Below are 13416 nucleotides of genomic sequence, written 5' to 3' on the forward strand. Positions count from 1 at the left end.
AAGGCTGTTGCAACCTGTCGCGTAAGGGCGGCCTTGTGACCGCCTTTTTTTGACGTATTGCTGCGGATAACGTCAGATCCATGTCAATCGATACCCTCGAGATGAAAGATGCCGCAGTTAATGGCGGACGCAGTCACCCTAGGCTCATATTGCCATCTGATTTCGGATTGACGCTGAGCGAATTGCTCCTCAATCGCTGGTTTGTTTTCTTCGATAGCATTCTTAACAAGCGGCTCGTAGTAGCCGTTAATTCGGTCAAGCTCTTCCTTCAACCTTGCTGATGCACTCTCAGCCCAGCTGTAATCATAGCTGCGAAGCTTGCGCTCCAACGTTTGTTCTACAATGCTAAGCGCTTTATTGAAGGAGAGGCCATTTTTGGTGATGTGAATATTTGCAGGCAGGCGAGGCGTAAGCTTGTGCGTAAGCAAGCGATCGTAGAAATGCTCCACACATTGGCCAGTCGCGAGCGAGACACCGTAGCTATGAATTTCTTCGCGCTTGCGATCACAAGCGAATTCTACCCGCATATTGACAGACAGCCATGCGGTGTAAGGGGTCGAGGTAAAGGGATTGTTCGAGCGTTTGTCTGGCTCCTGAAACAAATGGACGAAGCTGCCCTTAGCTTTTGCCGCATCAAATATTTGCTCGAGCTTGCGTGCGCCAAAAAACAAGTCTTCACGCGGAATGCGAACGGGTGCTGCCAAGCTGCCGTGAATGAAGCCTAGCGAACGCCCAAGAGCGGCATTCGCTGCTGTATCTTGCGCGTTCAGTGCAACATCCTGTTCGGTGTTCACGACTTCAATTTTTTTGAGCTCCTCGGCAGCGTCATATTTGTTCTTGTCCGTTACAAACAAGAATGTCATCGTCTCTGGTTCTGCGTCGACGCGATCGACGAAGCTCCAGTAGTAGGGGCGATTCGTAAGTTCACGGTCGGCGTGAGGAGAGAGCTTCACCGTGAAATGGCTTGGTGACTTTTCTAAAATTGAGCATTCGGTAGCTTCTAAATAGCGGTTTACAAATTTGTGCACCTGTTTTTCGTTCAAGGCTGCACCTCCACGGTTTGTCCAAGCGTATCCAAATTCACTAGCAGGTCGGGACTTGTCGGCAGCGGGTTTTCGCCTGTCAGCACCTCTTCACGAATGCGGCTGAGGGAGGAGCCCAAATGATTGATTTTTTGTTTTAAATCCGTATCGTTGCCCGATTCTAGCAGCATGCGTGCAAGCCGCTGCTCCAGCGAGCCATCCCCTTTTTCAAAGCGCTCCAAAATATGATCAAGCTCGCCAATAACAAGCTCGAACAGGTTTATTTTTTCATGCAATAGGTTGACGATATGCTCTTCAATGGTACCGATTGTGCACAGATTATAGATTTTTACGTCTTCCGTTTGCCCAAGGCGATGCACCCGCCCAATTCGTTGTTCGACTCTCATTGGATTCCAAGGCAGGTCGAAATTAATCATGTGGTGGCAAAATTGCAGGTTTATCCCTTCGCCGCCAGCTTCCGTTGCGATGAGGATTTGCGCGCGCCCGCGGAATAAATCCATCATCCAATCCTTTTTGCCGCGGTTCATACCGCCGCGATAAGGGACGGCAATCATATTTTGAGCACGGAAAAACTGCAGCAAATATTCCTGAGTAGCCCTGTATTCAGTGAAAATGATAACCTTGTCATCCATTTCTTTGACAAGCTCCATCGCTTTCTCTGCTTTGGTATTGGCTTTGATATTACGAATTTTCTCTACGAGCTCCCATATTTTTGGACGCATAGGGGAGTCCTCAGACGTCTTCTTAAATAGATTAACAAGCGTTAGAAAAACCGCATCTCGGCTGCTGCAAACTTCACGCTGAAGGGTAACGAGTGAAAGCATGCTCGATAAATCGCCGCCGCTTTCTTCATACCGTTCCTTAACGAAGCCAGTCACCGCGTCGTACAGCGCTTTCTCTTCTTCCGAGAGAGTAAGCGGTATATTTTTGACAAAACGTTTCGTGAAATGAATGCCGCCGTCCCCGCGCCGATTCCGAATCATGACGCCGGAGAGTGCTTCCTGCAGCTGATCTTCATTTTTCGGAAGCCGCTTGTCGACAACAAAGTTTGCTGCAAATTCACTTTGACCGCCGAGCTGACCAGGCTTGAGCAGCGTAATGAGATTGAACAGCTCGTCCATATCGTTTTGGATTGGGGTAGCTGTAAGGAGCAAGCAATATTTTTTGCGTAAAAGATTAGCAAACTGATAGTTCGTCGTTTTCTTGTTTTTCAGCTTATGTGCTTCATCGATGATGATGATGTCATAATCTGTTCCAAGCACAATCTCGCGATGCGGATCACGTTTTGCGGTATCGATAGAAGCGACAACTACATCATATCCCCATGTATGCTCCTTTTTCTGGGCTACGGCAGAGATGCCGAATTTCTGATTAAGCTCACGCACCCATTGAAGCACAAGGGAAGCGGGGACAAGAATGAGAATACGCTTAGCTAAACCGCGCACAATATATTCTTTGAGCACGAGTCCTGCTTCGATCGTTTTGCCAAGGCCAACCTCATCGGCTAAAATCGCACGGCCGCCCATCTCATGCACCACTTTGCGCGCTGTGCTGATTTGATGTGCCATTGGCTCGAAGGCTGGAAGAGATCGCAAGCATAACAATTCTTCGAAGCTTTCAATTCGTTTCGCTTGCTCGGCCTCCATAGCGAGCTGATATAACGTCCAATCATCCCATGGGCCACCTTTTGTTAAACGGTTTTGCAGTTCTTCAAACCAAGAGCGGTCATGCTGCAGCTCAACTAAAGGATGAAGCTTGCGAGAAGTAAAGCCAGTGCCTGCTTCTCCTGAGGCAGCCTGCGGCGTCGTCTGAAATGTCATCTAGTACAGCTCCTTCCGCAGTAAAAGGGATAAGTTGTTATTAGTATTGCCTTTTCATCTAATATTAATAAGATGCTGCTTAAAAAAGAGGATGGACTAGCAATATAACGAGAGTGGGCATGTAAGCGGACAGGTTTGCTAAATTTCGCCACAAACGAGCATGAAAATCAATATGTAGTATAGTATAATGGTTTTATGACACAATATATTGTGCTAAAAGCATATCTGATCTTACCTATGCCTTCAGCACGTTAGTATGAGGGAGGAAGCAGCTGCGATGGAGATGTCTGGTGGAAATCGGCTTGAGGGCCTTAGTGAAAAAATCTTTTTGGATCGATATGCGTGGAAAAATGCAGATACGAGTAAAACGGCGATCGGCGATATCGTGCTTGTTCTAACGAAGGATGATCCGAAATTTCCTGTCAAGGAAGTCGGAGAAGTTATCGCCCGTGATGGCAGCAAGGTTACCGTAAAGCTTAGAAACGGCGAGCATGTGGAGTCTACAACAGAGAAACTTACGCTTACGATTGAAAAAACGCCTGAGGAAATGTGGGATCGTCTTGCAGATGCGATGGCATCCGTTGAAGATGGATCAGAGAAGCAAAAGGAATGGCGGGACAAATTCAGATATTTATTAGATGATTGGAAGCTGGTACCAGGCGGGAGAATTGCAGCGGGGGCTGGAGCTAGTGAAGAGCTAACGCTATTTAATTGTTATGTCATCCCCTCACCAAAGGATAGCCGTGGAGGCATCATGACAACGCTCACGGAGATGACTGAAATTATGGCGCGCGGCGGCGGCGTTGGGATGAATTTATCTTCGCTGCGACCTCGAAGAGCGATAGTTGCAGGCGTGAACGGTTCATCGAGCGGTGCTGTATCATGGGGCGGGCTGTTCAGCTATGCAACGGGACTCATTGAGCAGGGCGGCAGCCGCCGAGGTGCCTTGATGCTTATGATCAATGATTGGCACCCGGACGTATTAGAGTTTATAACGGTCAAACAAACGATGGGGCAAGTGACAAATGCCAATCTGTCGGTATGTATCAGCAACGCTTTTATGCGGGCTGTAAAGGAAGATTTGGAATGGGAGCTCGTATTTCCAGATACCAAAGATACAGAGTATAACGAGCTATGGACCGGCGATCTGGATGCATGGCGCAAGCTTGGCAAAAAGGTTATCCCCTACAAAACGGTGCGCGCTCGTGAAATATGGCAAGCGATTATTGAATCCGCATGGAAGTCAGCCGAGCCTGGCGTTGTCTTTATGGAGTATTATAATCAAATGTCGAACAGCTGGTATTTCAATCCCATTATTAGTACGAACCCTTGCGGTGAACAAGGCTTGCCGGGCTGGGGCGTCTGCAACTTGTCAGCTGTAAACCTATCGAAGTTTTATGATGAAGAGAAGCATGACGTTGCTTGGGATGAACTTGCCAAAGTTACGCGCTGGTCTGTAAGGTTCCTTGATAATGTCATCGACAAAACACCCTATCATTTTGAAGAAAATGAGCGCAATCAGAAGCTTGAGCGGCGTATCGGGCTCGGAACGATGGGACTAGCTGAGCTTATGATTAAGCTGCGTATCCGATATGGCAGCGCAGAGTCATTGGTTTTTCTAGATAAGCTGTATGGATTTATGGCTAGGGAGTCTTATTTGGCGTCTTCGGAAATCGCTGCTGAGAAAGGTTCGTTCCAAGCGTTTGAAGCGGATAAATATGTTCAGAGCGGATTTATGAAGCAATTGATAGCCGAATTTCCGGAGATTGGCGACAATGTGGCCCTGAACGGCATGCGAAATGTGACGGTCATTACACAAGCACCAACAGGAAGCACGGGAACAATGGTCGGAACGTCTACGGGAATCGAGCCTTATTTTGCATTCGAATACTATCGTCAAAGTCGTCTTGGTTTTGATAAACAAGATGTTCCGATTGCAGCGTCTTGGAAGGCGTCTCATCCGGGGGAGGAGCTTCCAGATTATTTTGTAACCTCGATGAGTTTGTCGGCTGAGGATCATATTCGGGTACAGGCAGCTATACAACGCTGGGTGGACAGCTCTATTTCCAAAACAGCGAATTGCCCGGCAGATTTCACTGTGGAAGAAACGGGCAGATTGTATGAGCTTGCTTTTGAGCTCGGCTGCAAGGGTGTGACGATTTACCGAGATGGCAGTCGTGATGTTCAAGTTCTCTCAACTTCGTCTAAAGAAGAGAAAACAGAAGCACCATTTGACGCGGATTTGGTGGAAGCCGTTGTCCCAGCAACCGTGCAACCTGAGCAGGAGCTGGATAAGCAGTATAAACGCAGACCGCAGGTGCTGCGGGGAGCGACCTATAAGGTGAACACGCCATTTGGCATGGCTTATATTACGATAAATGATCTGAATGGCACACCGGCAGAAATTTTCTTGAATGTAGGCAAGGCAGGTTCGGATGTGTTTGCGATGGCTGAGGCATTAGGGCGTGTGTGTTCGTTATTTCTGCGTTATGGCGATCATGGAAACAAGGTGAAGCTGCTCGTCAAGCATTTGAAAGGGATCGGCGGATCGGGAGCGATAGGATTCGGAGTCAACCGAGTGGAGTCCATTGCGGATGCCGTTGCAAAATCGCTTGAGATTCATATGGAGAATGGGATGGAGCAGGAGACGGCAGCGAAAATAGTGCAAAGAGAAGAAGCAGCAGCGTCTGCGGATTATACGGCGATCTCCAAAGCTGCTGCAGATACTACTTCCGTAGATTTGTGCCCCTCTTGCGGATCAGCAGCGCTTATTAATATAGAAGGCTGCAAGCAGTGTACGCAGTGCGGTTTTAGCAAGTGTAATTGATAGGGTATAGAAATGAATTAGGCAAGCAAAAAAAGAGAACCTCATGGTTCTCTTTTTTATTTTGTGTAGTCTTTCCAATAATGCAAAAGAGTTAGGCTGGCTCTGGAAAGATATGATGACGCTCCAGCAGTGTCCACAATTGTTCGACGATATGGCTTAAAAGTCATATAGTCCCCGTATTGGCGATGAACGCAATTAGCATAACAAGCGATAATCAATTCAAAAAAATGGCGAAGAACAAAAAGCTGCTCATGCAAATGATTACAGCAATAGATGAAGGCTTTAAAGTGTTAGAATCATTAGGCTATTCGATCATACCAGCAAACCAAGTTAAGTTTATTCGCAATTATAGAGGGATTGTATACAGCTTTCTGAAAATATACCATATGTCGCCGATTACCAAACTGATCGATGGGTCCCCCTATGAAATCGCAGCGTTAATGAATAAGTTTACCATTTTAAAACAAAAATCTAATGTTTTGACTCCACAGTTGGATGAGATTGCTCAGCAATTCAATGCCAAGTTTGTAGAAATAGCGAAACAAAACTAGCTTGATTTTCAAACAAAAAAGACCATTCTCTTCATATATGTGAAGGGTTTGGTCTTTGCAGGTTCATTATTCCCGTTCTTTTCTTTTCGAATAATTTTGTATCGCATCGTTCAATAGGGCATAGTTGAAATCCGGCCAGCTTTTATCCGTAAACCATAATTCAGCATACGCTGCCTGCCATAGTAGGAAGTTGCTCAGCCTCTTTTCACCGCTTGTCCGAATGATTAAATCAACCGGCGGATAATCGGAGGTAGCGATCGTTTTCTCAAATTGTTCATCGAAAGTGAGCGGGTCTGCTCCGCTTGCGATGAGCTTTTTTGCAGCTTGCAGGATTTCAGTTCTCCCCCCGTAATTAAGAGCCATATTTAGAAGCATGCCAGTGTTGTTCTTCGTTATTTCACAGGTTCGTTGAATGACATCCACCGTATGAGCGGGAAACGAGCTAATGTCGCCGATATAAGTTACTTTTACATTTTTTTTGTTTAGTTCTTCGATCGTTTGATTCTGAAAATATTTGATAGGCAGCTCCAATAAATAATCAACCTCGGCTTTGGGCCTTCTCCAGTTCTCCGTTGAAAATGCATATAAGGTCAAGCAGCTAAGCTTTAGCGAAATCGATCTTTTTATGATTTTCTGCATCGTTTTCATCCCGTAAAAGTGTCCAACGTTTCGTGGCAGCCCTTTGCGAGTTGCCCATCTCCCGTTGCCGTCCATAATGATTGCGATATGTTTTGGAAAATATTTGTAACGATCCTGCTTGAAAAATAAATGTGACCACAGCATGACTTTCCTCCTCAAGCAAGTTAACATTCTATTTTTATCTAGATACGACCCACAATATCAAGGTTGCTGCCGGTACGAGCAATAATTGTGCCAGTACGGTGCCCATCACACGGGACAACATAAGCAGACCGAATACTTTAGTTAACGCAGCGCTTTTTTTCTCTCCCTTTAGCACTTTATCCGTCAATAAGCCGATTTCAGGATCAATAAGAAGTGCCAGCAGTATCGTTGCTACCCCATTAATTAGCCCTGATGATTGAGATGCGGAAATCGCATGCTCGGTCGTCATAGAAGAAGCGAGTAAAGCAGCAAGCACGCCAATGGTATAGACCGCGGTTACGATAATGTTGAGTAAAAACAATCGTTTCGGTATACCGCCAATTCTTAATCGCGCCAGCATTCCCAGCTTTGGCAGACGGATGTGTGAACGCGAGTTTTTAAGTTTCTCTATAGATACTGTCGTTTTCAGCAAGCCTGGGATAGAGCCTGCTACCTCCAAATGGGCAATGACTCGTCTAGCCAGCATGACCGCGGTTGGAAATGCTAGCATCGCTGCAATTGTTCCTAGAGATGCGCTTAAGATTATGATTCGAAATTGCTCAATCAGTGAATACTCCATGGAAGTTTTAGCAGAATCGATGAGCTTTCCCATAAGGGGTGCTTGCACCATGTTGGCTGTTCGCGATACGAGCAGGATAATGCCAGTTAGTGATATAGCGACTGCTATTTTTCCCATACGTACGCCAGCTAATCGAAGAGAATATGTAATCGTTTCTGCAAAATGAATAATAAACGTAAAGCTGCTAACTAGAATAATCTGCTCAAGCATGGCAGCACCTCTTTCCCTTATGGAGGTAAGATTCTACTATCATTAAATAGGAAATACCGAAATTAAAAAATAGAAAGTAAATAAGCAAGTTTTTCTTATTTTATGTTCGAAGGAGCATTCTCATCTCTCATCTAGCAAAATATTAGTTGTGAAAATGGTAAACTCAGACTCTATCGGCTTGTAAGCAATGCTTGCAAAAAGAGAGCGCTTTATTGACAAAATACATATAATCGAATAAGATTCACCTATCTGAAAGGTAAAAAGGATGATAGAAATGATTCAGAAAGTTAAGAAGCAAAATGTCCATGAGTTGGTCTCAGAAGAGATTCAAAAATACATCGAGGTTAAAGGCTTGCAGGAGGGAGACAAGCTTCCATCAGCTGAAGAACTGACAAAATTATTAGGTGTAGGACGTTCCTCTTTGCGCGAAGCACTGAGGTATCTTGAAGCTATCGATATTGTTAAAGTGGTGAATGGAAAAGGTATATTTGTTAATGATTCTGAGTCCTATCGCTATAGCGGAAAGGTGAAAATTGAGAATGAGAAGAAGTTTCTTCTTCATATTCTTGACGTGCGCAGAGCTTTGGAAGGAAAGGCTGTAGAGCTTGCTGCTATACGGATTAGCAACGAAAAAATCGAGAAGATGAGACAATGTTTAGAAGAGTATGATGTGTGCAAAAACAGAGGTCTGGATACATCGGCAATTGACTATAAGTTTCACCAGCATATTTATGATGCTGCCGCTAATCCGCTGCTTCACAGCGTCTATGAATCTATCTCTGAATTAATCAAACGTTTTTTTGCTGGCCCGTTCGGCGTTAAGGAATTATTTGATAATACTTATCCGTTCCATCGTACGTTATTTGACGGTATTGCCAAACATGATGTACAGCATGCATTAGCTGAATTTAACAAAATGATGGATATTATCGAGGAAACGATACGTCATTATTAATTAAAATTTGTTATTGACAAGATGAAAGTGCTTACATTATATTTAACCTATCATACAGGTAGATAGTATGACACTATGTCTCTAGGGGGATTCATATGTTTGGTAAACCAATGAAAACATGGATGTTATCCGCTTTGACGGCTGTAATGGTTTTTACTCTCACTACAGCTTGCAGTTCTTCAAATGATGGGAAAAAGCCTGACAGCGGAAGTAAAGAGAAAGTAATTACGCTTCGCATGATTGAAAGCTTGACCAGCCCGAGTCGTACAGCATTGATTAAAGCAAGCATCGACAAATTCATGGCCCAGAACACGAACATCAAGGTTGAATTGATTTCTCCACCGTTTGATCAGGCTGATAACAAAATCAGAACGATGTTGGCCGCCAAACAACCGCTAGACGTTTTGGAAGTACGCGATCTTAACGTTGCGGAATTCGTAAATAACAACTACGTAGAGCCATTGAACGATTACACAGGCTCATGGAGCGACTTTGGCACTGTAACGGCTGTTGCTAAATCCGTTGCTTCCGTCAAGGATAAGCTCTACTTCATACCAAACGGATTGTATCAGCGCCAATTGTTTTATCGTGCAGATTGGTTGAAGGAAGCGGGAATCAATGCTCCGGTTACCTACGAAGAGTTAGTTAATGCATCTGTTAAGCTGACGGACGCTGCGAAAAACCGTTACGGCTTCTCATTCCGTGGCGGTCCTGGTGCCAACGGTGTTCCGGATACATTGATTCAAGCGTACGACGCAGACAAGATCAATGTTGATGATGCGATGTTCCTGAAAGATGGCGGAACAATCTACTCTTCTCCAGAAGCCAAAACGGCATTGGATCTATATGTGAAGCTGTACAAAGAAGGATCACCTCCGGATTCCATTAACTGGGGCTTCCAAGAGCAGGTACAGGCATTTACTTCTGGTGTAACTGCATTCCTTTTGCAAGATCCAGACGTTATTCAAGTATTGAGCGAGAACATGCAAGAAGGAACTTGGGCAACGGCTCCAATGCCTACTGGTCCTTCAGGCAAAGCGATGATTTCTGCAGGTGGAGCAGGCTGGGGTATCACTTCCCACTCAGAGAACAAGGAAGCTGCTTGGAAATTAATTACGTTCCTATCCTCTCCTGAGGAGAATACACAGCTATCCAAAAGTCATGGTACTGTACCGATCCACTCTTCGGCTACAGAGGATGAGTTTTTCCAAAAAGGACCTTACAAAACTTTGCTTGATATGACGAACAAACCAGATACTTTCATCAATTTCAAACCGCCGTTCGAATATCCTGCTAATGGACAATGGGGTACCGTCGCTATGGAAAGTGGTCAGGCGATGCTGCTAGGCCAAACTTCAGTTGAGGATACGTTAACGAAGTGGAATGAATATTGGGCGAAAGCGAAAGCGGACATGAACAAATAATCTGAAAAATAGTGATGGGTGGCTCAGCAGCCGCCCATCGCATTTTCTAAGTCAAGGGCGGTGATTGCATTGAGAAAGCAGCGAACGTATATTTTGCTCAGCTTGCTACCAGCTTTGGTGTTGCTGCTCATATTTACGTTTTATCCATTCCTGCAAGGGGTAGTCATGGCGTTTCAGAACTACGTTCTGTTCGATCTGACAAACGTTCGATTCATCGGATTCCAGAACTTTGTAACCGCATTCCAAGATGCTAAGTTTCTGAAAGCAATGACGAATAGCGCATACTGGGTGTTTTTCTCCTTAACGTTTCAATTTTTGATTGGCCTCTCACTTGCACTGATTTTGCGTAAACCGTTTAAAGGCAGAGGGGTATATCAAGGGTTTATCTTTTACTCTTGGGCTTTGTCTGGTTTCTTAATCGGCTTGATTTGGAAATGGATGTTCAACTCCCAAATGGGCGTTATTAATGATCTTTTAATGCGCATCGGCCTTATTGATACTAGAATCGGTTTTCTCTCTGATCCAGATTGGGCAATGTCATCGGTCATTATCGCCAATGTATGGTACGGCATCGCGTTTTTTGCAATCATGCTGCTTGCGGCTCTTCAATCGGTGCCAGCTGATTTGTATGAGGCAGCGGATATGGATGGAGCGGGGAGCATTCGCAAGTTTGTTAATGTCACCTTTCCTTTTATTCTTCCTACGATTATCGCAACGACTTTGCTCAGAGCGATATGGATATTCAATGATCCAACGATTATTTACGGTTTGACTAACGGCGGTCCTGCGGGAACAACCCATATTTTATCCTCATTAATGCTGGATAAAATTATTTACGGCGGGGACTACGGGATGGCATCGGCAATTGGTGTTACGATGATCGGCATTCTAATCTTGTACACGATTTTCTATTTGTTTGTGACCAAGTCAGAAAAGGTGGGTGATTTTTAAGATGAAGCCACGCATACTGACAGGTCTGAAGGTGCTGTATCTAGCGTTGCATTTTGTAATCATGGTATTTCCTTTATACTGGATCGTCATTACTTCACTTAAGCCTCAAAAGGATATATTCTCTTTCCCGCTTCAATATTGGCCAAAGCAATTCACGCTGGATAACTACATCCAGATTTTTAAAATATCGAAATTCCATATTTACATCTTCAACAGCTTATTGGTAGCCGTCCTTGCTGCCGCGATCGTTATTTTTATTGCGACTCTAAGCGCATATGTCATGGCCCGCTTTCAGTTTAGAGGGCATAAACAGATTATGATGGCGTTTTTCGTTACGCAAATGCTTCCGGGATTTATTGCACTAGCTCCATTGTACTTATTGATGGCGGACTTGGATTTGATTAATTCAAGGATGTCATTAATTATCTGCTACACGGTTATGCTTATTCCATTCTCAACTATTATGCTTCGAGGCTTTTTCCAACGCGTTCCGAGCAGCTTAGAGGAGGCAGCCATGATTGATGGTTGTTCGCGTCTGACGGCGTTGTTAAGAGTGATCATTCCGGTTATGTTGCCGGGCATTGCTTCAACCTTCATCTTTGCATTTGTACAAAACTGGAATGAGCTGTTTATGGCTGTCATGTTTATCGATGACGAGGCATTGAAGACGTTGCCGGTAGCTATGAACTCCTTCGTTATGAAATTTGATGTCGATTGGGGTGCAATGTCGGCTGGAACGGTACTCTCGGTCATTCCTACCGTCGTATTGTTCGCTTTTGCCCAGCGTTTCATCGTAGAGGGATTAACACAGGGAGCAGAAAAAGGATAATAAATTCATGGAATGGATAGAGGGAAACGACATGATGGAGAGAAAAGAAATGGATAATCAACTGCATACAAAAGTCTCTCACGATCAGGTAGATAAACAACATTACGGTGCGGTAACCATACCGATCTATCAAAATAGCTTATTTACTTTCGAGAATCATGAAACCTTCGATCATGCGATGCAGGATGTATTAGCTGCCAACGTATATTCCCGCGGCAACAATCCAACGGTAAAATATTTGGAAAGCAAAATCGCCGAATTGGAGGGCGGTGAGCAGTCGCGCTGCTTCGCATCGGGCATGGCTGCAATTGCAGGAACGCTGCATGCGCTGCTTCGTTCAGGCGATCATGTCATCTGTGTTGATCAGGCTTACGGGCCAACACGAGAGTTTCTAAACGAAATGACAGAGAGATATCAGGTTGAAGTCACTTATGTAGATGGCAGTTTGCTCTCCGATTTCGAGGATGCAGTACAGCCAAATACAAAAATTATATACGTGGAGAGCCCTACATCAGGCCTTTTTCAGCTGCAGGATCTTGAAGGAATAGCTGAGCTGGCGAAAAAAACAGGGATCATTACAATGATAGACGGCAGCTGGGCAACACCTTGCTTCCAAAGGCCGTTGACTATGGGCATCGATCTCGTGCTGCATTCGATGACTAAGTTTTTTTCAGGACATAGTGATTGTCTGGGCGGAGTTGTAACTGGAAGTGCTGCGCTAATTAGTAAAATTGAGAACAAAGGGTATATGCTGCTAGGAGGAATCATGACCGCTCATACAGCGTCGTTAATGATTCGTGGTTTACGTACGCTTCCGCTTCGTATGGAGCGCCATCAGAAGAGCGGCATGATCATCGCGGAGTATTTGGAGAAACACCCTATGGTCAATCGTGTGAACCATCCAGGTCTTCGTTCACATCCTCAGCATGAATTGGCACAGAAGCAACTGGACGGATACAGCAGCTTGTTTTCTTTCGAAAGCAAGCTTCCCGTTGCTGTCATGAAGCAGTGGGCTGATGCGCTGCATTATTTCCGAATTGCAGTCAGCTGGGGCGGTTATGAGAGTCTCGTTACGGTCAATACAACGCCTGAGCGTAGAAACCCGGACGGAACAAACCCATCAGTAGCCAGATTGTACATCGGAATGGAAGATCCGTATACGCTAATCGATGATATGGAGAGAGCGTGGAAGCTAGTAAAAGCTTACTAGGGCAAATAGTGACTCATCGGGAATGATAGCTGCTATTTCACCGTAGTTGCTATAGCGAGCAGCAGTATTATTTTTTGAAGTGCAGGTTGTCGGGGGACGCTTGGCGGATTGCTAGCTTGGGAGCTTTAGAATCCTCGTTCCTTGCGGAGCTTATCGAGCGTATTTGGAGCAACTTGCGGATATTGGGATAGGAA

At 44.9% G+C, this 13416-nt stretch carries 11 protein-coding genes; 7 read left to right on the top strand and 4 right to left on the bottom strand.

The window, feature by feature from the left end:
• Positions 1–83: 83 nt before the first annotated feature.
• Complete coding sequence (locus tag AC1DM9_RS11325; protein WP_477580029.1) at positions 84–1043, bottom strand: YqhG family protein; 960 nt, start codon at positions 1041–1043, stop codon at positions 84–86.
• The gene (locus AC1DM9_RS11330) at positions 1040–2863 is read right to left on the bottom strand and encodes a DEAD/DEAH box helicase (protein ID WP_477580031.1); all 1824 of its coding nucleotides are present in this window, start codon (positions 2861–2863) and stop codon (positions 1040–1042) included. Before AC1DM9_RS11330 ends, AC1DM9_RS11325 begins: the two co-directional genes overlap by 4 nt.
• A 256-nt stretch (positions 2864–3119) precedes the next feature.
• Between AC1DM9_RS11330 and AC1DM9_RS11335 the strand changes: the two genes are divergently transcribed.
• The gene (locus AC1DM9_RS11335; protein ID WP_477580033.1) at positions 3120–5690 is read left to right on the top strand and encodes an adenosylcobalamin-dependent ribonucleoside-diphosphate reductase; all 2571 of its coding nucleotides are present in this window, start codon (positions 3120–3122) and stop codon (positions 5688–5690) included.
• A 185-nt stretch (positions 5691–5875) separates the two neighbouring features.
• Positions 5876–6241: a hypothetical protein gene (locus AC1DM9_RS11340; RefSeq protein ID WP_477580035.1), complete on the top strand. Its 366-nt coding sequence runs from the start codon at positions 5876–5878 to the stop codon at positions 6239–6241.
• Between the two features lie 66 nt (positions 6242–6307).
• Here the strand turns inward: AC1DM9_RS11340 and uppS are convergent, their stop codons facing one another.
• Together uppS and AC1DM9_RS11350 are read right to left on the bottom strand one after the other, a co-directional pair.
• Entirely contained in the window at positions 6308–7024 is a 717-nt protein-coding gene (gene uppS, locus AC1DM9_RS11345) for a polyprenyl diphosphate synthase (RefSeq protein WP_441882851.1), read from the bottom strand.
• A gap of 34 nt (positions 7025–7058) precedes the next feature.
• Positions 7059–7853 (bottom strand): lipid II flippase Amj family protein, encoded by a 795-nt coding sequence (locus tag AC1DM9_RS11350; RefSeq protein WP_441882853.1) that lies wholly within the window; start codon positions 7851–7853, stop codon positions 7059–7061.
• A 274-nt stretch (positions 7854–8127) separates the two neighbouring features.
• On the opposite strand from AC1DM9_RS11350, the gene AC1DM9_RS11355 reads away from it, so the two are divergent.
• The 5 genes from AC1DM9_RS11355 (at position 8128) to AC1DM9_RS11375 (ending at position 13222) form a co-directional block, all read left to right on the top strand.
• The gene (locus AC1DM9_RS11355) at positions 8128–8808 is read left to right on the top strand and encodes a FadR/GntR family transcriptional regulator (protein WP_441882855.1); all 681 of its coding nucleotides are present in this window, start codon (positions 8128–8130) and stop codon (positions 8806–8808) included.
• A gap of 95 nt (positions 8809–8903) precedes the next feature.
• Positions 8904–10232 carry an ABC transporter substrate-binding protein gene (locus AC1DM9_RS11360; RefSeq protein ID WP_477580038.1) on the top strand — a complete coding sequence of 443 codons (1329 nt, stop codon included), beginning with the start codon at positions 8904–8906 and terminating at the stop codon, positions 10230–10232.
• Between the two features lie 60 nt (positions 10233–10292).
• Complete coding sequence (locus AC1DM9_RS11365; RefSeq protein WP_339209580.1) at positions 10293–11183, top strand: carbohydrate ABC transporter permease; 891 nt, start codon at positions 10293–10295, stop codon at positions 11181–11183.
• Position 11184: 1 nt separating this feature from the next.
• Positions 11185–12012 carry a carbohydrate ABC transporter permease gene (locus AC1DM9_RS11370; protein ID WP_076269999.1) on the top strand — a complete coding sequence of 276 codons (828 nt, stop codon included), beginning with the start codon at positions 11185–11187 and terminating at the stop codon, positions 12010–12012.
• A gap of 7 nt (positions 12013–12019) precedes the next feature.
• Complete coding sequence (locus AC1DM9_RS11375; protein WP_477512167.1) at positions 12020–13222, top strand: trans-sulfuration enzyme family protein; 1203 nt, start codon at positions 12020–12022, stop codon at positions 13220–13222.
• The last annotated feature ends 194 nt before the right edge of the window (positions 13223–13416 follow it).

It is taken from the genome of Paenibacillus sp. 01T431, from assembly GCF_056398625.1.

Excerpts from the sequence above, each read along its gene's own strand:
- AC1DM9_RS11330 (WP_477580031.1), bottom strand. The coding sequence starts at position 2,863 with ATGACATTTCAGACGACGCCGCAGGCTGCCTCAGGAGAAGCAGGCACT.
- AC1DM9_RS11335 (WP_477580033.1), top strand. The coding sequence starts at position 3,120 with ATGAGGGAGGAAGCAGCTGCGATGGAGATGTCTGGTGGAAATCGGCTT.
- AC1DM9_RS11340 (WP_477580035.1), top strand. The coding sequence starts at position 5,876 with ATGAACGCAATTAGCATAACAAGCGATAATCAATTCAAAAAAATGGCG.
- uppS (WP_441882851.1), bottom strand. The coding sequence starts at position 7,024 with ATGCTGTGGTCACATTTATTTTTCAAGCAGGATCGTTACAAATATTTT.
- AC1DM9_RS11350 (WP_441882853.1), bottom strand. The coding sequence starts at position 7,853 with ATGCTTGAGCAGATTATTCTAGTTAGCAGCTTTACGTTTATTATTCAT.
- AC1DM9_RS11355 (WP_441882855.1), top strand. The coding sequence starts at position 8,128 with ATGATTCAGAAAGTTAAGAAGCAAAATGTCCATGAGTTGGTCTCAGAA.
- AC1DM9_RS11360 (WP_477580038.1), top strand. The coding sequence starts at position 8,904 with ATGTTTGGTAAACCAATGAAAACATGGATGTTATCCGCTTTGACGGCT.
- AC1DM9_RS11370 (WP_076269999.1), top strand. The coding sequence starts at position 11,185 with ATGAAGCCACGCATACTGACAGGTCTGAAGGTGCTGTATCTAGCGTTG.
- AC1DM9_RS11375 (WP_477512167.1), top strand. The coding sequence starts at position 12,020 with ATGGAATGGATAGAGGGAAACGACATGATGGAGAGAAAAGAAATGGAT.